The sequence below is a fragment of the Streptomyces sp. NPDC058464 genome, from assembly GCF_042721035.1.
GTDB lineage: Bacteria > Actinomycetota > Actinomycetes > Streptomycetales > Streptomycetaceae > Streptomyces.
Map to the genome: position 1 here is coordinate 17,924 of NZ_JBHXMA010000015.1, position 20,577 is coordinate 38,500.

Annotated in this window: 19 protein-coding genes and 1 pseudogene; 13 read left to right on the forward strand and 7 right to left on the reverse strand. The window is 71.0% G+C overall.

What is annotated here, in order from left to right; translation table 11 throughout:
• Positions 1 to 112 precede the first annotated feature (112 nt).
• The 9 genes from ACFWPQ_RS20605 to ACFWPQ_RS20645 all read left to right on the forward strand — a co-directional run bounded on the left by ACFWPQ_RS20605 (position 113) and on the right by ACFWPQ_RS20645 (position 10,083).
• Positions 113 to 838 carry an alpha/beta fold hydrolase gene (locus ACFWPQ_RS20605; protein WP_384036416.1) on the forward strand — a complete coding sequence of 242 codons (726 nt, stop codon included), beginning with the start codon at positions 113 to 115 and terminating at the stop codon, positions 836 to 838.
• Between the two features lie 230 nt (positions 839 to 1,068).
• Positions 1,069 to 2,364 carry an ROK family protein gene (locus ACFWPQ_RS20610; RefSeq protein ID WP_384036419.1) on the forward strand — a complete coding sequence of 432 codons (1,296 nt, stop codon included), beginning with the start codon at positions 1,069 to 1,071 and terminating at the stop codon, positions 2,362 to 2,364.
• 128 nt (positions 2,365 to 2,492) lie between these two features.
• Positions 2,493 to 3,929 carry an aldehyde dehydrogenase family protein gene (locus tag ACFWPQ_RS20615; RefSeq protein WP_384036422.1) on the forward strand — a complete coding sequence of 479 codons (1,437 nt, stop codon included), beginning with the start codon at positions 2,493 to 2,495 and terminating at the stop codon, positions 3,927 to 3,929.
• A complete protein-coding gene (locus ACFWPQ_RS20620; RefSeq protein WP_384036424.1) occupies positions 3,929 to 4,591 on the forward strand; it encodes a ThuA domain-containing protein in 663 nt (220 codons plus the stop codon). Before ACFWPQ_RS20615 ends, ACFWPQ_RS20620 begins: the two co-directional genes overlap by 1 nt.
• 526 nt (positions 4,592 to 5,117) lie before the next feature.
• Entirely contained in the window at positions 5,118 to 6,425 is a 1,308-nt protein-coding gene (locus ACFWPQ_RS20625; RefSeq protein ID WP_384036427.1) for an ABC transporter substrate-binding protein, read from the forward strand.
• Positions 6,426 to 6,589: 164 nt separating this feature from the next.
• Positions 6,590 to 7,513: a carbohydrate ABC transporter permease gene (locus tag ACFWPQ_RS20630; protein ID WP_384036430.1), complete on the forward strand. Its 924-nt coding sequence runs from the start codon at positions 6,590 to 6,592 to the stop codon at positions 7,511 to 7,513.
• The gene (locus ACFWPQ_RS20635; RefSeq protein ID WP_384036433.1) at positions 7,510 to 8,412 is read left to right on the forward strand and encodes a carbohydrate ABC transporter permease; all 903 of its coding nucleotides are present in this window, start codon (positions 7,510 to 7,512) and stop codon (positions 8,410 to 8,412) included. Before ACFWPQ_RS20630 ends, ACFWPQ_RS20635 begins: the two co-directional genes overlap by 4 nt.
• A 175-nt stretch (positions 8,413 to 8,587) precedes the next feature.
• The gene (locus ACFWPQ_RS20640; RefSeq protein WP_384036435.1) at positions 8,588 to 9,040 is read left to right on the forward strand and encodes a peptidoglycan-binding protein; all 453 of its coding nucleotides are present in this window, start codon (positions 8,588 to 8,590) and stop codon (positions 9,038 to 9,040) included.
• A gap of 143 nt (positions 9,041 to 9,183) precedes the next feature.
• Positions 9,184 to 10,083: a hypothetical protein gene (locus ACFWPQ_RS20645; protein WP_384036438.1), complete on the forward strand. Its 900-nt coding sequence runs from the start codon at positions 9,184 to 9,186 to the stop codon at positions 10,081 to 10,083.
• A 98-nt stretch (positions 10,084 to 10,181) separates the two neighbouring features.
• On the opposite strand, the gene ACFWPQ_RS20650 is transcribed toward ACFWPQ_RS20645, so the two are convergent.
• The 4 genes from ACFWPQ_RS20650 to ACFWPQ_RS20665 all read right to left on the reverse strand — a co-directional run bounded on the left by ACFWPQ_RS20650 (position 10,182) and on the right by ACFWPQ_RS20665 (position 14,229).
• On the reverse strand, positions 10,182 to 11,282 hold the full coding sequence (locus ACFWPQ_RS20650) for an MBL fold metallo-hydrolase (RefSeq protein WP_384036441.1): 1,101 nt from the start codon (positions 11,280 to 11,282) through the stop codon (positions 10,182 to 10,184).
• Positions 11,283 to 11,682: 400 nt separating this feature from the next.
• Entirely contained in the window at positions 11,683 to 12,600 is a 918-nt protein-coding gene (locus ACFWPQ_RS20655) for an SGNH/GDSL hydrolase family protein (RefSeq protein WP_384036444.1), read from the reverse strand.
• Between the two features lie 247 nt (positions 12,601 to 12,847).
• A complete protein-coding gene (locus ACFWPQ_RS20660; protein ID WP_384036447.1) occupies positions 12,848 to 13,051 on the reverse strand; it encodes a hypothetical protein in 204 nt (67 codons plus the stop codon).
• Positions 13,052 to 13,218: 167 nt separating this feature from the next.
• The gene (locus ACFWPQ_RS20665; RefSeq protein WP_384036891.1) at positions 13,219 to 14,229 is read right to left on the reverse strand and encodes a zinc-binding alcohol dehydrogenase family protein; all 1,011 of its coding nucleotides are present in this window, start codon (positions 14,227 to 14,229) and stop codon (positions 13,219 to 13,221) included.
• Between the two features lie 228 nt (positions 14,230 to 14,457).
• Between ACFWPQ_RS20665 and ACFWPQ_RS20670 the strand changes: the two genes are divergently transcribed.
• The 4 genes and pseudogenes from ACFWPQ_RS20670 to ACFWPQ_RS20685 all read left to right on the forward strand — a co-directional run bounded on the left by ACFWPQ_RS20670 (position 14,458) and on the right by ACFWPQ_RS20685 (position 17,279).
• The gene (locus ACFWPQ_RS20670) at positions 14,458 to 14,820 is read left to right on the forward strand and encodes a winged helix-turn-helix transcriptional regulator (RefSeq protein ID WP_384036449.1); all 363 of its coding nucleotides are present in this window, start codon (positions 14,458 to 14,460) and stop codon (positions 14,818 to 14,820) included.
• A 105-nt stretch (positions 14,821 to 14,925) separates the two neighbouring features.
• A pseudogene (locus tag ACFWPQ_RS20675) lies at positions 14,926 to 15,180 on the forward strand (hypothetical protein); the annotation flags it as partial.
• Positions 15,181 to 15,266: 86 nt separating this feature from the next.
• Positions 15,267 to 16,034 carry a hypothetical protein gene (locus tag ACFWPQ_RS20680; RefSeq protein WP_384036452.1) on the forward strand — a complete coding sequence of 256 codons (768 nt, stop codon included), beginning with the start codon at positions 15,267 to 15,269 and terminating at the stop codon, positions 16,032 to 16,034.
• A 39-nt stretch (positions 16,035 to 16,073) separates the two neighbouring features.
• Positions 16,074 to 17,279, forward strand: coding sequence for a cytochrome P450 (locus ACFWPQ_RS20685; RefSeq protein WP_384036455.1), 1,206 nt, complete (start codon positions 16,074 to 16,076; stop codon positions 17,277 to 17,279).
• Positions 17,280 to 17,365: 86 nt separating this feature from the next.
• Here ACFWPQ_RS20685 and sbnA read toward each other — a convergent pair whose 3' ends face one another.
• The 3 genes from sbnA to ACFWPQ_RS20700 are packed head-to-tail and all read right to left on the reverse strand — an operon-like array spanning position 17,366 to position 20,571.
• Positions 17,366 to 18,463 (reverse strand): 2,3-diaminopropionate biosynthesis protein SbnA, encoded by a 1,098-nt coding sequence (gene sbnA / locus ACFWPQ_RS20690; RefSeq protein ID WP_361292445.1) that lies wholly within the window; start codon positions 18,461 to 18,463, stop codon positions 17,366 to 17,368.
• Between the two features lie 36 nt (positions 18,464 to 18,499).
• Positions 18,500 to 19,570, reverse strand: a complete 1,071-nt coding sequence (sbnB, locus tag ACFWPQ_RS20695; protein WP_384036458.1) for a 2,3-diaminopropionate biosynthesis protein SbnB — start codon at positions 19,568 to 19,570, stop codon at positions 18,500 to 18,502.
• Positions 19,567 to 20,571 carry a TauD/TfdA family dioxygenase gene (locus ACFWPQ_RS20700; protein WP_384036461.1) on the reverse strand — a complete coding sequence of 335 codons (1,005 nt, stop codon included), beginning with the start codon at positions 20,569 to 20,571 and terminating at the stop codon, positions 19,567 to 19,569. Before ACFWPQ_RS20700 ends, sbnB begins: the two co-directional genes overlap by 4 nt.
• Positions 20,572 to 20,577: the final 6 nt, after the last annotated feature.

Here is a 20,577-nt window from a genome sequence, read left to right on the forward strand (position 1 = left end):
GATTCCGGCTGGAGCACCAGGCATGCCTGCTCCACAGTGGCGCAACACCACCGCGCGACCGGTCCGCGGCACCGCGGACCCGAAAGGCTCGCGCGCAAGGAGAGGAGCTGGAATGACCACCTTCGTCCTGGTCCACGGATCGTGGCACGACGGCGCACTGTGGAAGCCGGTGATCGACAGGCTTCAGGAGCTGGGGCACACCGCGTACGGCCCCACGGTCGCGGGACACGGAAAGGGCGTCGACAAGGCCGTGGACCACGACGACTGCGTGGCCTCGATCGTCGACTTCGTCAGGGGACGCGACCTCGGCGACGTCGTCCTGCTCGGCCACTCCGTCGGCGGGACCGTGATCGCCCGGGTCGCGGAGGAGATACCCGAGCTGATCAGCAGGCTGATCTTCTGGAACGCGTTCGTGCCGCAGCCCGGCAACAGCCTGCTCGACGAGGTGCCTCCCCACTACCGCACCCTGTTCGAGCAGTTGGCCGCGGAGTCCGGCGACAACACCGTGACGCTGCCGTTCCCGATCTGGCGGGAGGCGTTCATCCAGGACGTCGACCTCGACACCGCCCGGAGCACGTACGAGCAGCTGTCGTCGGAGCCGTTCCAGCCGTTCGTGGACAAGCTCGACCTGACCCGGTTCTATGCCCTCCCGACGCCGAGGTCCTATCTGAACGCCACCGAGGACATCGCCCTGCCGCCCGGGGAGTGGGGCTGGCACCCGCGCATGTCCGGCCGTCTCGGGATGTACCGCCTGGTCCAGATGCCCGGCAGCCACGAGGTGATGCTCAGCAACCCGGTGCTCCTCGCCGAGAAGATCGCCGAGGCCGGACGGCCCTGATCCCCGGCGTCCGGCGTGCACACCGGACGCCGGGTGCGGGTGCCGGTGCGGGTCCGGGTGCGGCTGGGGGGTCCGCCGGGTGCGGGTGGGCAGAGGCAGGGGCACGGTCGGCAACCTGGCCTGGCCGTACAGGGCCGGCCACCGCTCGGCGGCGGGTGGTGCGCGACCGGACAAGGAGCAGCAGGCTCGGGCGGGAGCCACGGGCTGGCAGACTTTGTCGTGTGAAACCCGTGGTGAAGCGAACGACGAGCGACTTGCGGCGGCACAACCGGTCCCTCCTCCTGTCCGCGCTGTATGTCCAGGGACCCACCAGCCGGAACAACCTGACCCGTACCTCCGGCCTCAGCTCCGCGACGGTGAGCAATGTCGTCTCCCAGCTCATCGCCGAGGGACTGATCGCGGAGGGCGGTTCGGAGGACTCCGACGGGGGCAGGCCGCGCTCGGTGCTCGAGATCCGCCCGGACTACGGCACCGTGATCGGCGTGGACATCGGCGAGACGCACGTCAGGATCGGGCTGTTCGACTGGACCCTGTCAGTGATCAACTCCGAGGTCTACCCGATCGCCGACACCCGGCTCGACGCCGAATCGGTGGCCGCACTGGTGCTCCGGGGCATCTCCGAAGTGACCCGGGCCGCGGGCGTCGACCCCGCGGACCTGCTCGGCGTCGGCGTCGGCGTACCCGGCGCGGTCCAGCCCGACCTGCGGATTCCCGGGCGCACGCTGGTGCACTCGCCGACGCTCGGCTGGTCCGGCGTCCCGCTCGGGGAGATGCTCGCCCCGGGCATCCCCGCACCGCTCATGCTGGACAACTGTGCCCGCACCCTGGGCCAGGCGGAGATGTGGCGCGGCGTGGGGCGGGGCGCCGACCGCGTGGTCACCGCGCTGATCGGGGTCGGGGTGGGCGCGGCCCTCGCGCCGGGCGCGGAGGGGGGCGTCGCGGGCCTGACCCCTGCCACGATCGAGTGGGGTCATACCGTGATCTACGCCGGGGGGCTGCCCTGCCGCTGCGGTTCGCGGGGCTGCCTGGAGGCATACGTCGGGGCCGAGGCCATCCTCCACCGATACCAGGCCACGCTGGGCAGCCAGCCGTTCCGTGCTTCCGGGACCGAGAGCCGGCTCGCGGAGCTGACCGCACGGGCGGCCGCCGATCCGGTGGCGACCGAGACCCTGGAGAGGGTCGGGGAGTACATCGGCATCGGGATCGGCAACCTGATCAACCTGCTCCACCCGGATCTCGTGGTGCTCTCCGGATGGGCGGGCTCGGTGATGGGCGGGGTGGTCCTGCCCACCGTGCGCGAGACGGCCGAGCGGCACGCACTGTCGTATCTGCGCGGGCGTACCCGGATCGAGGTCGGGCGACTGGGCCAGGAGGCGGTGGCGATGGGGGCCGCCACGCTGCCGGTGGCGCACTTGCTGGAGACGGGCGGCCGACGGCCGGCGGTCATGTCCGGTACGTCCGGCGGATCCGGCGGGTCCGGTGCGTCCGGCGGATCCGGTGCATCCACGGCGCAGGCCTGGGCGTAGTTCCGCGGCGATCCCGCCGCCCGGAGGGCCGTTGTGCGGCGGGATCGGTTGAGGACCGGTTGACGCCAAAGACTGTCGCCTCTTAGTTTAAGTCGAAGCCAAAGTCTCCTGACCTCCGTGGAGTCTTCATGACGTCTCAGTTCCCCGTGGCCCAGCTCTACATCGACGGAGCGTTCCGCCCGGCCTCCTCAGGGCGCACCGCCGACGTCGTGGAGAAGGCGACGGGTGCCGTGATCGGCACATACGCCCTCGGCGGGGCCGTGGACGTCGGGCGGGCGGTGACCGCGGCCCGCGCCGCCCAGCCCGGCTGGGCGGCACTCGGCGCCCCCGAGCGCGCGGCCCGCCTCGGGCGGATGGCCGACTTCCTCCAGGCGCACCACACCGAGCTGGTCGAGCAGAGCATGCGCGAGACCGGCGGGGTGCGGGCCAAGGCCGAGGACGAGGTGTCCACCGGCATCCGCCAGCTGCGGATCTCCATGATCCAGGCGAGCGAGAACGCCGGCGACCTGCTGCCGCCGTACAAGGCGGGAAAGCTCTCGATGTCCCGGGCGGTCCCGCTCGGGGTGATCGGCGTGATCACCCCCTGGAACTACCCGGTCAACCTGGCCATGCGGGCAGTCGCACCGGCGCTGGCCTTCGGCAACACCGTGGTGCTCAAGCCCGCCGAGCTCACCCCGATCATCGGCGGCCAGGTCCTCGCCGAGGCGGCCCGGGCCGCCGGACTGCCGCCGGGCGTCTTCAACGTGGTGACCGGCGACGGCCTCGACGCGGGGCACGCGCTCGCCGAGCACACCGGCCTGGACCTGCTGGACTTCACCGGCTCCCGCGAGGTCGGCCTCGCCATCGCGGCCTCCGCCGCGGCCACCCTGCGGCCGATCCGGCTCGAACTGGGCGGCAGCAACGCCTTCGTGGTCCTGGACGACGCCGACATCGACCTCGCGGCCTCCTGCGCGATGGTCGCCTCGCTGGAGTTCCAGGGCCAGACCTGCATCAGCGCCAGCCGCCACATCGTCACCCGGGCGGTGGCGGACCGCTACCTCGACGCCCTCACCCGCCGTGCCGCCGCCCTGCGGGTCGGCGATCCCATGAGCGGGACGGCGGATCTGGGCCCCCTGATCAGCACCCGACAGCGCGAGCGGGTGCACGCCCTCGTGGCGGCGTCGGTCGAGATGGGGGCGGAGGTGCTCACCGGCGGCACGTTCGACGGGTTCGACGGGCTGTTCTACCGGCCCACCGTGCTGGCCAAGGTGACGCCCGAGATGCCCGCCTTCACCGAGGAGATCTTCGGCCCGGTCCTCCCGGTCACCGTCGTGGACGACCAGGAGGAGGCGGTGGCCGTGGCCAACGGGCTTCCCATGCTGATGAACTCGGTGTTCTCCGCCGACCTCATCCGGGGCCTGTCGGTGGCCGAGCGGCTGGACGCCGGCGAGGTGCACGTGAACGACGCCCATGCGCGACACGGCGCGGACGACCAGATGGCCGGCTTCACGAAACGGCAGTGGATCGGTGTCCAGCGCACACCGCTCACCCTCCCGGCCTGGACCGCCGACCCCGCGACCCGTTGATGGCCGCGGCACGTTCGGCGCTGGTGGTCCGCGGCGGCTGGGAGGGCCACGCGCCACGGGAGTGCACCGACCTGTTCCTGCCCGCGCTGGCCGACGCCGGCTTCGCGGTGACGGTGCGGGAGGACCTGGATGCCTACGCGGACGCGGACCTGATGGCGCGGACCGATCTCGTCGTCCAGTGCTGGAGCGAGGGCCGGCTGACCGACGCGCAGTGCGCGGGGCTCGTGTCGGCCGTCGAGGCCGGCACCGGCTTCGCCGGCTGGCACGGCGGCGTGGTGGCGACGTTCTACGACAGTCCCGCATACCTGCGCATGGTCGGCGGCCTGTTCCTGCACCATCCCGAGGAGCACCTGGAGTACCGGGTCCGCATGGAGCCGGAGCACCGGGAGCATCCGATCGTCGCCGGGCTGCCCGACGTGACGGTGGTCACCGAGCAGTACTGGATGCTGACCGACGCGTTGAGCACGGTACTCGCGTCCACCACCGTCGCTCCGGGCGCCGCGGGGCAGGGCGAGCAGCCTGTCGTCATGCCCGTCGCGTGGACCAGGCGATGGGGGCGGGGGCGTGTCTTCTTCTCCGCCGTGGGACACCGACCGGACGACCTGCGCGAGCCCACCGTACGAGCGCTCACCACACGCGGACTGCTCTGGGCAGCCCGGTAACGAACCGGCGGGGCGACCCCCTGTTCGCCGCACGCCCCGCCGGCCGGGGCGACCCGCGCGACGGTGGACGCCCGGTCGCCCGGAGGAGAACTCCCGCAGCCGGGCGCCGCCGCCGTGGACGAGGTTCCGCGGGTGGCCGCGGGACCGCCCTCGCCACCCCGTGGAATGCGGCGCGCTCTCCGTATCGCCCTGATCAGCAGCCTGCAGGGACTCCCGTCGACGCGCCCCGGCGCGTACCGTGCGGAAGTCAGGCGCCCTGCCACAAGAGCCGGCCCCTGCGTCCGCCGCCCGTTCCGGGCTCCTCCCGCAAAGAAATCGACCGGAGAAACCGACACCCGGCGAATCAGTACGCCGGACATATTGACCTCACCTCTGCCGCGACTTAGCTTAAGTCGCAGTCAAAGTCGGAACAGGTCGGCTCGTGGTCGGCCAAGGGTTCGGGTCCCCGTGGGACCACCGGGCGACGGCCTCACTGACGGGACCACCGCAGCAGGCCCTCTTCTGACACGAAAGTGAGCACTGGCCAATGAAGACCAGATTCGCCGCAGTCGCAGGCGCCACACTGGCCGCAACCCTGGTTCTCGGCGCCTGTGGCGGCGGGAACGGGGGCTCCGGCAGCGGATCGGAGCCGAAGGGCGGCAAGGTCCGCCTCACCATGTGGGACTGGGACCCTGACATGGACAAGGTCGTCGCCCTGTGGAACTCGACGCACCCGGACATCCAGGTCGCCCTCAGCAACCCGGCGGGCGGTGACCAGCTCGTCAGCAAGATGATCACCGCGCATCAGGCGAAGACCGCCCCCGACATCGCGAAGGTCGAGTACCAGTCGCTGCCCGGCCTGGTGGCGAACGGCGTGGTCCGCGACATCACCGCCGAGACGAAGAAGGCGGTCACGGACTTCGACGCGGCGACGCTGGCCCAGACCCGTTTCCAGGGCAAGGTCTACGGCGTCCCGCAGGACTTCGCCCCGCTGATGATGTTCTACCGGTCGGACCTGTTCAAGAAGTACGGCCTGCAGGTGCCGACCACCTGGCAGGAGTTCCAGCAGGAGGCCGCGAAGCTGCGCAAGAAGGCGCCCGGCGCCTACCTGACCAACTTCGACGCCGCCGACCCGGGCTGGTTCACCGGCCTCACCCAGCAGGCGGGGGCGGACTGGTGGACCACCCAGGGCGACTCCTGGCACGTGGACATCAACGGCACGGCCAGCGACAAGGTCGCCGGGTACTGGCAGGGCCTGGTCGACAAGGGACTGGTCAAGAAGAACCCCTCCTTCTCCCCGCAGTGGAACAAGGAGATGAACAACGGCACCCTCCTCACCTGGATCTCCGGGGCCTGGGCCCCCGCCCAGATCGGCGGCATCGCCCCGTCGACCAAGGGGAAGTGGACCGCCGCGCCGCTGCCGGCCTGGACGGCGGGCGACTCCACCACCGGCATCTGGGGCGGCTCGGCCATCACGGTCACCACGGACTCCCAGCACCCCGCCGAGGCCGCGGAGTTCGCGAGCTGGCTCAACACCGACTCCGCGGCGGTGACGGCCCAGGTCAAGAACATCAACATCTACCCGGCCTCGACCTCGGGGCGCGCCCTGCCGGTCCTCGACCAGCCGCCGGCCTTCTTCCCGAACCAGCCGGACTTCTACACCGAGGTGAAGAAGGTCGCACCGAGCGCCCGCAGCTTCTCGATGTGGGGCCCGAATGTCACAGTGACCTTCTCCGCGTACCGGGACAGCTTCGGCGCGGCGCTGCAGTCCGGGAGCTCGTTCAGCGGGGCGCTCGACACCATGCAGAACGACACCACGGCCGGCATGAAGAAGCTCGGGTTCACCCTCGACTGACCCCGGCGACCCCGACCCGGTCGCCCGGCCGCGGCACCTGACCCCCGGCCGGGCGACCGCACCGGCACCACCGGTAGCGCGACCGGCACCACCGGTGGCGCCCCACCGACCTTCGCATCCAGTCCTGGCACCACCAGCCACTCATCCGATGGGGACACACGTCGATGGCGACAAGCATCTCGCGGCGGGGCCGACGGGCCGGTCACAGCCGGCTGCCCTATCTACTGGTTCTGCCCGCGACCCTGCTCCTCCTGCTGTTCGTGGCCGCCCCCGGGGGCTACGCACTGCTCCTCAGCTTCCAGCAACGCAAGGTCAACGGGGGCCTGCTGGGAACGGGCAGCCGGACGGTCTTCGCGGGTCTGGACAACTACTCCGCCGTGATCCACGACGCCGAGCTCTGGCACAGCCTGCTCCGGATGCTCCTGGTCGGCGCGATCACCGTACCGGCGACCGTGCTCCTCGCCCTGCTGTTCGCGCTCCTCCTGGACACGGCGCGGGCCCGGCTCACGCGGTTCGCGCGGCTGGCCATCTTCCTGCCGTACGCGGTGCCCGGTGTCATCGCCACCCTCCTGTGGGGCTTCCTCTACCTGCCCGCGACCAGCCCCATCGGCGGCCGGCACGTCGACTTCTTCGGCAGCTCGATGGTCTATGTCTCGGTCGCCAACATCGCCGTGTGGGGCGCGGTGGGCTTCAACATGGTGGTGATGTACACGTCCCTGCGCGGACTGCCGCCGGAGATCTACGAGGCGGCCAGGATCGACGGTGCCTCGGAGCTGCAGATCGCGCTGCGGGTGAAGGTCCCGCTGGTCCGTCCCGCCATCGCCATGTGCACCCTGTTCACCGTGCTCGCCGCCCTGCAGCTGTTCAACGAGCCCAACACGCTGCAGCCGCTGTCGAACGCCATCTCCCTCACCTGGGTCCCCCTGATGAAGATCTACACCGACGCCTTCGTCGACTCCGACATCCATCTCGCGGCCGCCACCTCCATCGTCTTCGCGGCCGGAATCCTCACCGTCTCCCTGCTCGTCGGCCGCCTCGCGCAGGCCCGGTGGGGCGGCGCCGGAGCCGTAGGCAAGGAGCACCGATGACGATCGACTCGCCCGCCCGTCCCGTCGTGTCCCCGGTGACCGCCGCCCGGACCGAGCCGCCCCGCCGCCGGCGCTTCGCCGTCCTGCCCACCGCGGTGCTGCTGCTCGGCGCCGTCTACTGCCTGGTGCCGACGCTGTGGATCCTGATCGCGTCCACCAAGTCGCGCAGCGAGCTGTTCTCCACCGCGACCTATCTGCCGTCGTTCGGCTCGGGGCTGGTGGACAACGTCGCCGACCTCTCCTCGTACGACTCCGGCGTGTTCTGGCACTGGATGCTCAACAGCTTCCTGTACGCGGGGGTCGGCGGGCTCGCCGCCACCGCCGTCTCGGCGGCGACCGGCTACGCCATCGCCAAGTACCGGTTCCGCGGCCGCACCCTGCTCTTCAACACCATCCTGGCGGGCGTCCTGCTGCCGCAGGTCGTGCTGGCCGTGCCGCAGTACCTGCTGCTGGCCCGCGTCGGCATCACCGACAGCTACCCGGCGGTGATCCTGCCCCAGCTGTTCAACCCGTACGGCATCTACCTGTGCCGGATCTACGCGGCCGCCTCCGTGCCCGACTCGCTGCTCGACGCAGGGCGGATGGACGGGGCGAGCGAGTGGCGGATGTTCTCCGCGATCGGGCTGCGGCTGATGGCACCCGGTCTGATCACCGTCTTCCTGCTCCAGTTCATCGTCATCTGGAACAACTTCCTGCTGCCCTTCGTCATGGTGACGAGCGACGACAAGTTCCCGCTGACGGTCGGCCTGTACAGCCTCCTGCGCCACGGCGCCAACCAGGCGTCCCTGTACTCACTGGTGATCACCGGCACCCTGCTCTCCGTCGTCCCCGTCATCGCGCTCTTCCTGTCCCTGCAGCGGTACTGGCGTATCGACCTGGTGACCGGGGGCCTGAAGTAGTCCGACCACGCAGGTCACAACCCCGTCCAGATATGGCCTGAAGCGGGTCATACGAGAAATTGGGCCGCAATTTCGGAAGATTTAGGCGAACTCCCCTGGCACGCTTGGGGCGACGCGGACGGACCGTGCGAGCGGTCGCGTCACAGCCTTCGCAGTCGACCGGAATGAGGAAACCATGCGATCTTCTCTGGCCAGGGCACTCGTCACCGCAAGTGCCGTCGTCGGCATCGCCGGTGCAGGGCTCGCGGGTGCGGGTGCCGGCGTGGCGGCCCCCCAGCAGGCCGCCGGGCCCGCGGTCAGCAGCCGGCAGGTCTCCCCGCTCGCGGTGAACAACCTCGGCCTGAACACGACCCGGGCCAAGAACTGGCAGAGTTGCCTGAACGTCTGGGGCTTCAACGCCGGTGCCGAGGACGGACAGCTGGGCACCAACAGCTGGATGGCGGCACAGAGGATGCTCAACGCCTGGGGCTACAACGCCGGTACCGTCGACGGGATCGTCGGGACCAACACGATCACGGCGCTGCAGAAGTTCCTGAACGCCGTCGGCGAGAACGCCGGCACCCCCGACGGGATCGCCGGCCCGCAGACCAGGGCCGCCTTCTGGAACTACAACGCCACGGGCTGCTGAACCGACTCCGCATCCCGCGGGTCGTCTTCCGCGATCCACGTCCGAGGTGAACCTCTCCGTACCCCTGTACGTAGCCAGTGCAGTGCCTGCGGCGATCCCACAGGCCACCCACCGTCGACGGACAGGAACGGATGGACTCAACGATGAGATCCAGGACAGCGATTCGACTCCCGCTCGACCGTCCCGCCCGCTCGCTCGCGAGACGCGGGCGCGCGCTGGGCGCGGCACTGGCCCTCGGCGCGTTACTGGCGTCGGGCGCGACAATGACCCTCGCCGCCCCGGCAGTTGCCGCGGTGGGTGACGTCAGGTGCCCGTCCACGGACTGCGTGCAGATCGCACCGGCGGCCGGCGCTCCGGTCGCCATCGCCCCCGACAACGCCGGCTCGGTGTATCTGGCGTACTCCGGAGGCGATCTGCTCAAGCTCGACCTGGCCACCGGAGCGCTCTCCACGGTCACCACCGGTCTGGGCAACCTCCGCGGGGTGGCCGTCGCCGACGGCAGCGCGTACATCACCGGCTTCGACGGCACGCTTCAGCAGGTCACCCTCGCGACAGGCAGCCGCCGTACCCTGGCCGCCGGCCTGCCCGCGCTCTTCGGCGTGGCCCGCTTCGGTACCACCACCTATGTCACCGACACCAACGGAGAGATCGTCGCCGTGCCGGACGGCGGGACGGCACGCGTGGTTGCCACGGGTCTCGGCTTCTCCTACGGCCTCGCGTTCGACAGCGCGGGACTCGCCTACACCGCGGACATGGGCCTCGGCCGCATCCTGCAGACGAACGTGGCCACCGGTGCGACGCGTGTACTGGCCGACGAGACCTACGAACCCACGTCGATCTCGGTCGGCGGCGACGGCCTGGTCTACTTCCAGGTCGGCGACGAGGTGAAGCGCGTGAACGCCACGACCAGGGTGCAGTCCCACGTCACCGACATCCTCGGGATCAACTCCTTCAGCTTCTCACTGGCGGCGTCCGGGGACGCGTACACCGCCGGCAGCGGCCAGGACGGTCTGTGGCGGATCGCCGGGCTGACGTCGCGATGAGGCGGTGGGCCCGCCCCTTCGCCCGGCAGTCCGGAACACCGGACCAGTGATCGTGGAAGGGTGCCCGGCGGGATTTCTCCCGGCCGGGCACCCGCGTGTCACGGCCGGATGCCGAAGGGTCCCAGCACGCCGGAGTCGATGCGCAGCGACTCCAGCAGGGTGGCCGCGTTGTCGAACGTGAAGACGTCGGCGGCCGCCAGTCTTCCGAGGTACTTTCCGGCGACCGGATCGGCCGCCGTCCGTGCCACCGCGTCGAGGTAGGTCCTGAAGATGGCCCAGGCGTTCCCGCCCGGCCCGTATTCCTGGAAGTACGGCGTGGGGTCCACCGACTTGACGGCGGCTCGGACGCCGGCCTCCAGGTCGGCCATGTACTCCTTCTGCAGCTCACCGTCGGCCCGGATCCCGAGGCGGCCGAGATGGCCCGCGACCAAGGTGGTCCAGGGGTAGGACAGCGCCACGTCGTGCGCCTTGATCCACGCGGGTATGTCCTGGGAGACGGCGAGGCTCTTGAACGGGACCCAGCCGGGGAAGAGCACGTCCACGAGCATCAGGGTCCGGTAGGCGGGGGCGTAGACGTAGATGTTGTCCGGCGCGTGATTCGGCCCGTGGTATGCCAGCTCCAGGTGCTCTCCGCCGACGGAGAGGGTGTACCGGCTGTCGAAGGTCACCTTCGGCGCCGGCCGGTTGGGGTCGTCGGCACGCAGCAGCAGCTCGCGGTTCAGCCTGTGCCCGATGCGCACGACGTCGTCCCCGAACAGGACGGAGGCGCCTATGTGGTCGGCGTGCGCGTGCGAGTGGACGAGGTGGGTCACCTTGCCCGGTCTCCCGTTGGCCCTGGTGACGTCCTCGATGGCACGCAGGAGGTTGGTCCCGATGGTCGGCGGAGCGTCGACGAGCACCACGCCGTGCCGGGTACTGAGGAACATGGCCTGGTAGTAGGCGTCGGTCACCCAGTACAGGTTCCCCTCGATCCGGCCGACGTGGTAGCCGTCCGCGTTGAGCGCCGGGCCCAAGGAGCCCGCGGGCACGGGCTCGAAGCCGGGCAGCCCGGCCGCGTCGGCCGCATGTGCGGTGCCGGCCTGCGAACCGAACACGCCGGCACCGACACCGACGGGGACTGCCGCGACGGCGGACGCACGCCTCAGGAAGGTACGCCGGTTCGCGCCGGTGGAACCGGATGCGGTGGGCTCGGACGTCATGGGTCCTCCTCGGATCAACTTGGTTGAACCATAAACGATTCTCGTTGAACCGTAAACCAATATGTGACGGCCGATCAGTCCCTGTCCTCCCAGGCACGTGCCGCCCGCTCGCGTGCCGCCCGGATCAGGTTCTTCTCTTCCTGGGTGAGCAGCCGGAGCAGCTTCTCGTTCTTGAACCAGTCGTTCATGAGGGCATGAGATCCGCCCAGACTCAGGGAATAGGCCCACATGCTCCGCCCCCTCCCTTCTCCTTTCCACTCCGTGGCCCATGCCACCAGATGGTGGATCTTCTGGTCCGGCGTGAACTTCGAGATCGACATGATCGCCATCCGTCTGCCGTGACTCACGGGCCGGGGCGCCGACGCTCCGTCAGGACTGCCGGCGCCCCGTCTGCACTGGGTCAGCGGCGGTGTGCGCCGCAGCGGAGGAGGGCTTGCTCCACCGCCGCGGCCATGGCCTGCTGGCCCTGGGCGTTGGGGTGGGCCGGCGCCGCCGGAGCCGCCGCGACCAGGGATTCGATCCAGCGTTCCCCGGCCGGCCGGCACATGTCGTGTCCCACGGTCGGGGTGTAGGTGTCGACATAACGCGCGCCGTGCGCGGACACCTGGCCGGCGAGCATCGCGTTGAGCTTCTTCTCGGTGTCCCGCAGATAGCCGAAGTCACCGGCGGCCAGTGGCATCACGGAGCTGGTGCAGCCGACACCGTCGTCCGGGAACAGGTCGGGATAGCCGACCACCAGGACCTTGGCGCGGGGCGCCCGCTGCCGTACGGCGTCGAGCGCCGCGGCGATCTTGGGGGCGGTTTCGTCGACGCGCTGTTCCAGCCGGTCGGTGCCGTCGCTCGTGAAGAAGGTCTGGCACGGGTTGCCCGTCGGGTCCTTGGCGGCGAGCCCGGCGCAGGTGGCCAGGTCGCTGGAGAAACCGATGTCGTTGCCGCCGATGGTCAGGGTGACCACGTCCGTGTCCGCGTCCAGCGCGTCCAGTTGAGGCCGCTGCGCGCCCTGGGGTCCGGCCAGGGCGGTCGTCGTGGCGCCCGCACAGCTGACGTCGGTCAGCCGCGCGTGCGTCGCTGCCGCGAGGAGGGACGGATAGTTCTGGTCGGAGCGCGCGCACGCGGTGTCGACCTGGGTCGGGATGCCGGGGCCGGAGGCGTACGAGTCGCCGAGCGCCACGTGGTCCACGGTGCGCGCGGTGGGTGCCGCGGCGCTCGCCGATATCGCGCCCGCGGTGGACAGGGCCATCGCGCAGCACGCCACCACGGCGCCTCGCAGCAGGCCCCGCCGCACGGGGGATCTCTTGGTCTGGTTGTTCAAGTCCATCCATTCGTCAGGCTCCGGGAGCGCTCGGCCGAGCCGCTCCGACAACAGTCGTCAGCCGTGGGGCGGTGTGCTGACGTGAGATCAAACGACACCCGTGCCGTAGAGGTTCACTCGACGGCGCGCCGAGGTGGTTCACCCACGGATGCGGCGCGGAACGGGTGCGGCATGGGTGGAGCTCTACCGGTGGTGACTGCGCCGGAGGTGGGACTCTGCGTAGGCGTGTGCGCGGAAGGCGAGGACGGGGTCGTCAGTGGGTGTAGCCGCGCTCGGCCAGCGCGGTCAGCAAGGCTCTGAGGGCGAGGTGGGTGCGGGACTTGACGGTGCCCCGGGGCATGCCGAGGAGGTGGGAGGTCCGATCCAGACGGGCCTCGATCTCCGGCGCCGACAGCAACCGCACGTGGGTGGTGGCCAGTTCGACCGCCGGCGGCGGGCCGTCCGCCCGACGGGACATGAGCGGATGTCCCGCGCCCTTGCCTCGTCAGGGAGAACCAATGGGTCGATCATCACGGCACACGCGGCGAACAGGTCCACGGTAGTGAAGCGACCGCATCGAGCACATGCTCGCAGTTGTCGAGAGCGAGAACCGCGTCCCGTCCCGCGTGGAAGCAGGCCGCCCGGTCAGAAACCGGTGAGCGTGGTCTTGCCGATGGCGGCGCCGGTCTCCTGGACGCGGTGCGCCTCACGGAGGTTGGCGGCGTTGACCGGGCCCAGGTCGCGGGTGGCCGTGGTGGTGAGGATGCCGGCGTCGACGAGGCGGGCGACCTGGGTGAGGATGTGGTGCTGCGTGCTCAGGTCGGCCGTACGGAACATGGACCGCGTGTACATGAACTCCCAGTGGAAGGAGATGCTCTTCGCCTTGAGCACTCCGAGCGGCAGCGAGTCGAAGTCGTCGATGGCGACGATCCGGCCGAAGGGGGTGAGCGCGTCGGCGTACGCGGCCAGGTTGTGGTCGGTCGCCGTGGTGCTGAACACGAAGTCGATGCCCTCCGGGGCCACTTCGGCCAGCTGCGCCGCAAGGGGCCTGCGGTGGTCGACGACGTGGTGGACACCCATCCGGCGCGCGTAGTCGACGCTCTCGGGGCGCGACGCCGTACCGATGACGGTGAGGCTGGTCAGGGCGCGGGCCAGCTGCGCGGTGATCGAGCCCACGCCGCCGGCGGCCGCGGTGATCAGCAGGGCACCGGTCTGCTCCAGGGCACCGGTGTGCAGCCCCAGCCGCTCGAAGAGCCCCTCCCACGCCGTGAGCGAGGTCAGCGGCAGGGCGGCGGCCTCGGCGAAGGAGAGGGTGGCGGGCTTGCGGGCGACGATGCGCTCGTCGACCACGTGGTAGCGGGAGTTGGCGCCGGGGCGGTCCAACTCACCGGCGTAGTACACCTCGTCGCCCACCGCGAAGAGTTCCACCTCGCCGCCCACGGCGACGACGGTCCCCGCGGCGTCCCAGCCGAGCACCTTCGCCTCCCCGCCCGGATCGACGTTCTGCCGGATCTTGTGGTCCACCGGGTTGACGGCGATCGCCTCGACCCGCACCAGTACGTCACGGGGGCCCGGCTTCGGGGTGGGCAGCGTGACGTCGACCAGGCTCTCGGCATCGTCGACGGGCAGCGACTTGCGGTACGCGACCGCGGGCATCGTCGCGGGGATGTCGTACGTGTCGTTCATGGTGGTCCGGCCTTTCCACGTGTGCGTGATCCGAGGGCTGCGGACGGTGCCCGCTCGGCTCGGGATACATCGAGAAGACGTGGTCGCGCCGACCGGACACGCAGGCGGGGTCCGCGACTTCGACCACGTCAGCGACAGTACGAAAGGGATGGTGGTTACCCGCAAGGGCCTATAGTTCCCGTTGGGTACTATTGCCGCATGACGACGACAGCACACCTGTGCGACGACCCGAAGAGCGTCTACCTGGCCGCCTGTCCCTGCCGTGACATGCTGGATCTGCTCGCCAACAAGTGGAGCGCCCTCGCCCTGGGCGCTCTGGAGGACGGGCCCCAGCGCTTCGGGGCACTGCGCGCACGCCTGCAAGGGGTGAGCCCCAAGGTGCTCACCCAGACGCTGCGCCGCCTGGAGGACCACGGCCTCGTCCACCGCGAGATCTACCCGGAGGTCCCGCCCCGCGTCGAGTACAGCCTGACCCCGCTCGGCGAGGACGCCTGCCGGCCCCTGGCCCACCTGCGCACCTGGGTGGAGGACAACATCGAACGGTTCCCGGCGTCCCGCTGACACAACGGCTCCAGTGCCTGGCACAGTGCCGTCGCTCGGAGTACCGGCTTCCCATCGTCGGAGAGCAGCCATCCGGTGGGTATCGAAAGCAGCACGATGCCGGCGTGCTGCCGCGGGCCCGTCGAGTTCGGCCTCGCCCATGCGCCCGAAGAGATCGGCGCACACCATCCGGGTGTCGACCGGGACCTGCTGCGCGAGTGCCGGATCCTCGTGCCGGCGATGATCACCGCAGGGCGCTGGGACCGCGCCGACCAGCTCCCCGGCGGGCGCCGGCTCGCCGCGGAGTGGCTCGGCCGGATCCGGGCCGCGCTCCAGCACCGGCCGGGTCGGTTCCGGGGACGCTGTCCTGCGGTCCCCTGAGTACGGCTACTCATGCCGCGCCGCGCCGCGGCCGGGACGATGGGGTGTGTCGGGGCGCGGGCAGGAAGTGGGGGGGGAGACGGGGCATGGGCAGGTTTCTCGGGGCGGTGGCGGCGGTCGGGGCGGCGGCTGTGGCGTTGGTTCTCGCGTATGCGGCGGGGGCGCCGCCCGCGGTGGTGTTCGCCGTGGGGGCGGGGGTGCTGAGCCTGCTGTGGCTGCTGCTCCTGCTGACCCTGCCCTGGAACCTGTACTTCCGGGCGCACGCGGTACTCGCCGAGATCGCGGTCAGCCGGGAGAAGGGCATAGAGGTCCCGGCGGCCCGGGACGCCGAGGCCGCGCGCATCGCCCGGGCGATGCTCCGGGCGGCGGTCGCGGGGCACGTCCTGACGGCGGCGGTCGTCGTCGCGGTCACCTGGGCGACGGGCGAGTTCACGGGGTACTGGTTCGCCGCGTTCTTCCTGCTGAGCACCTTCTTCCGGCCGGCCGGCGCGTACTTCGGCCAGCTCCGCAGGCGCCTGGGCACCCTCCTGAAGGACGTCACGTATCCCCGGGACGACGTCGTCGAGGTGCAGGCCCGGCTGAACCGCGCCGAGGCCGGGACCCGGGTCCTGGAGGAGAAGGCCGAGGAGCAGTACCGGGCCCTCGCCGAACTGCGGCGCACCGTCGACGCGTTGGCCATGAGCTCGTACGAGCGGGCCGAGGCGGCGGACCGCAGGATCGCCGCGCTGGGCAGGCAGTTCGAGTCCACGGTGAACCGGCTCACCGACAACCAGGAGATCATCGCGGGCGTCAAGGCGTTCCTGCGGCTGCTGCACTCCGCGGACGCGACCGACAGCACCCCGGCCGCCGGGTGACCGGCCGCCGCCGGCGCCCGCACTGTCTAGGGTTGGAGCATGGACGCCAGTACAACACCCCCCGCCCCGGCCGCCGTTGACCCCGCGGAGCTGCTCGCCGACCCGTACGCCGGGTACGCCCGGCTGCGGGAGGCCGGGCCCGTGCACCGGGTCGCCGGCACCGACGGGCTGCCGGCCTGGCTGGTGACGCGCTACGAGGACGTGCGGCAGGCCCTGGCCGACCCGCGGTTCTCCCTCGACAAGGCCAACGCCAAACCCGGCGGCTACCGCGGCCTCGCGCTGCCGCCCGCGCTCGACGCCAACCTGCTGAACATGGACCCGCCGGACCACACCCGCGTCCGGCGCCTGGTGTCCCGGGCGTTCACACCCCGCCGTGTCGCCCTGCTGCGCGAGCCCGTCCGGCGGACCGCCGACGCGCTGCTCGACGCCATGGCGCCCCTCGGCCGTGCCGACCTGATCGCCGCCTTCGCGGCGCCGCTGCCCATCGCCGTGATCTGCGAACTGCTCGGCGTGGCCGAGGAGGACCGGCCGGACTTCCGGTCCTGGACGGACGCCCTCGTCGTCCCGGACCCCGCCCGGCCCGAGCGGGCGAAGGAGGCCGTCGGGGCGTTGCTGGCCTTCTTCGCGCGGCTGCTCGCCCGCAAGCGTGCCGAGCCCGCCGACGACCTGCTCTCCGCCATGATCGCCGTACGGGACGAGGAGGACCGGCTCACCGAGGACGAGTTGATGTCACTGGCCTTCCTCATCCTGTTCGCCGGGTACGAGAACACCGTCCACCTGATCGGCAACGCCACCCTGGCGCTGCTGCAGAACCCGGCCCAGCTGGCCGCGTTGCGCGCGGATCCGGACCGGCTCGGCCCGGCCGTGGAGGAGCTGGCCCGCTACGACGGGCCCGCGCCGCTCGCCATCCGCCGGTTCCCGACCGAGGACGTCACCATCGGCGGGGTCACCGTCCCGGCGGGCGAGACGGTGCTGCTGTCCCTGGCGGCGGCCCACCGCGACCCGCGCCGCTTCGCCGAGCCCGACCGGCTCGACATCGGCCGCGATGCCACCGGGCACCTGGCCCTCGGCCACGGCATCCACTACTGCCTGGGCGCACCGCTGGCCCGTCTGGAGACCGAGATCGCCCTCGGCGCGCTGCTGGACCGCTTCCCCCGCCTCGAACTCGACGTGCCGGCGGACCGGTTGGAGTGGCGTCCGTCGATGCGCACCCGCGGGCTGCGCGCCCTGCCCGTGCGTTACTGAGCGGGCCGGGACCGCGGGCACGCCGCGGCCCCCCGGTGCTGCCGCGCGGGCATCTCCGAGGGGCTGCGCTCCGGCGTGACCTGCCGTCAGGTGCTGCTGCGCCGGCGGGCCGGTGCGCGGGAGGCGGACTTGGGCTCCCGGGGCAGCGGCTTCGCCGGTTCGGTGTCCCCGGCGTCGGACACCTGGGCCTCGTCCCCGGCATCGGCGTCGGACACCAGGTCGCCGTCCTCGCCGGCGAGCACCTGGTCGCCGTACAGGTCCTGCAGCCAGTTGGTCTGGTAGATGGTGTCGAGGTAGCGCTCGCCGAGGTCCGGTGCGACGGCCACCGCGGTGAGGTCACCGGCGTCGTGCCGGGACAGCCAGTCCGTCGCGCCGCTGACCACGGTCCCGGTGGAGCCGCCGAACAGGAAGCCGTGCCGGGCCATGCGGTGGCACATCCGGATGGTGTCCGGCTCCTCCACCCGGATCACCTCGTCGACGAAGGACTCGTCGAGCAGTGGCGGACGCATGCTCATGCCGAGGCCCGGGATCATCCGGCGGCCCGGTTCGCCGCCGAAGGCCACCGAGCCCGCCGCGTCCACGGCGACGATCCGCACCGGCCGGTGCCACTCGCGGAAGTAGCGGGCGCAGCCCATCAGGGTTCCGGTGGTGCCGGCGCCGACGAACAGAACGTCCAGTTCGGGGAAGCGCCGGGCGATCTCCGGGGCGGTCGTACGGTAGTGCGCGGTCCAGTTGCCGGCGTTGGTGTACTGGCTGAGCCAGACGTACCGGTCGTCCTTCTCGCACAGCGAGCGGACGTACTCGATCCGGGTGCCCAGGAAGCCGCCATTGGAGTCCTGGTCGGCCACGATGTGCACCTCGCTGCCGAGCGCCTCCATCAGGAGTCGGGTCGACAGGTTGCAACGGGAGTCCGTCACACACAGGAACCGGTAACCCTTGCTCGCGGCGATCATGCTGAGTGCGACGCCGAGGTTGCCGGAGGAGGACTCTACGAGGACGGAGTCCGCTTTCAGGATTCCGTCCCGTTCGGCGTTCTCCACCATCTCGTTGGCGGCCTTCAGCTTGATGGATCCGGCGAAGTTGAAGGCCTCGCACTTCAGATAGAGCGGGTGTCCGCAGATCGACTCCAGGTCGACGTAGAGATCGCCCTCGTTGAAGGCGTAGGGAGCGGAGATGACAGGCACGGCGGGCCTCCTGGTGCCGGGCCGAGGACGACGGCCTCAGCCGTACCGGCGCAGTTCGTGGAAGAAGTCATCGATGAGACAGAGGTCCCCGGCCCGGGACACCTCGTCGTAGACGTACTTGCCGACGGCGAGGTCGAGAACGCCGAGTCCGAAGGGCGAGAAGACCACCGGGCGGTCGGGGGGTGGTGCGGCCCGGCCGCACATGACGTCGCCGAGGGTTCCGTTCAGGAAGTCGCGGCTGCCGGTGAGCTGTTCGGCCAGGTGGGGTGACGTGTCGGCCTTGAGGCAGTGCTCGACGTCGTCGACGAAGTTGGCCGAGCCCAGCAGGACCTCGGGGGCGAGGTCGCGCAGGGACACGTGCAGGACCAACGGGTTGTGGGTGAACCAGGCCGGGTCCGTGACGTGGGGCCGGCCGGCGATGGTGGCGAAGACCACGAGGTCGCTGCCGCGGACCAGGTCCTCGGCGCTGTCGTGGACGGTGATCCGCGCACCGGTACCGGTCTGTTCCAGGTAACCGCGGAAGCCGCCGGCGCTGTCGGCGGACAGGTCGTGCACGCCGATCTCGTCGAAGTCCCAGCCGGAGCCGGCCAGGAAGGTGTGGATGTAGCGGGCGATCAGGCCGGTGCCGAAGAACCCGACCCGGGTGGGGCGGGTGCGGCCCCGACTGAGCCAGTCGGCGGCCAGGGCCGCGGAGGCCGCGGTCCTGGTGGCGCTGATGATCGAGCTCTCCAGGCAGGCGAACGGGTAGCCGGTGTCGTGGTCGTTGAGGACGAGCACCGCCGAGGCCCGCGGCAGCCCGGCGGCCACGTTCTCCGGGAAGCTGGAGACCCACTTCAGGCCGTCCACCTGGACCGTCCCGCCGAGCGAGGCCGGCAGCGCGATGATCCGCGAGGTCGGCCGGTCCTCGAACCGCAGGAAGTACGACGGCGGGTTGACCGAGTCCCCGGCGTCGTGCAGCCGGTAGACGGTCTCGACCAGCTCCACGAGCTGTTTCTCGCGCCCGCTCAGCGCGCGCTGCACCTGCGCGCCGGTGATCACCGCGAAGCTCGGCACGGATCCCCGCTCGGGCACGGCCGCCCGGGCGGCGGAGGACAGTACGTCGGTCATCGCTCGCTCGCCTCCAGGGCCGGGCAGTCCTCGGCCGGCCGGACGGGGGCGCCCATGCCGACCAGCACCTGCCGATCGCCGGTGAACGCCTCTCTGCTGTGCGCGGTGCGGATGTTGTCCACCAGCAGCAGGTCGCCGCGGAGCCAGGGTTCACGCCGGGTGTGTGCCTCGTAGGTGCCGTTGATCAGCTGGACGACGTCCTCGCCGATCGGGCTGCCGTCGCCGTGGCGGGTGTTGAACGGCAGTCCGTCCGCGCCGTAGACGTCCACCAGGTACTCGCGCACCTCGGGTGCGAGGGTCCACTCGTTGAGGAAGGCGATCTGGTTGAACCAGCAGCGCCGGCCGGTGAGCGGGTGCCGTACGACGGCGTTGCGGCGCTGTTCGGTGCGCAGGGTGCCGTCGGGCTGCCAGGTGAAGTCGATGGCGTTGGCCCGGCAGTAGCGCTCGATCTCGGCGTGGTCGGCGGTGCCGAAGGACTCCGTGAGGCTCGCGCCGATCTCGTCGTTGTAGGTGCGGGTCAGGATCCAGCCCTCCCGCTCGAACCGTTCGACGAGCCCGCCGGGCAGCGCCCGCAGGACCTCCTCGGCGTCGGCCACCGCGGTCGCGCCGCCCTGTTCGGGTGCGGTGAGGCAGGCGAACAGCATCAGGCCGGGCGCCTGGAGCCGGTAACTCAGCTCGTGGTGCATGCACATGGGCTGGTTCGCCGGCCAGGGTGTGGACGCGTACACGCCGGGGCGGTGGGTCTCGCGGGGCGCGAAGGCCTCCTGCTCCGTCATGAGTTCCCCGGCCAGATGTCCGAAGACGGCGCCGACCTGGTCGGGTTCGCGCAGTCCGAGGCCGCGGACGACCAGTGCGCCGTGCTCGGTGACCTGTGCGCGCAGCGCCTCGCGGTGCTCGGCCGCCCACTTCGGTGGGTCGTCGGGGGGATCGACGCACAGCAGTGCCGGCTTGTCCGGCCGCAGCTCCACGTCGAGCGGTGATGCCAGGGATGAGAACGGCATCTCGGG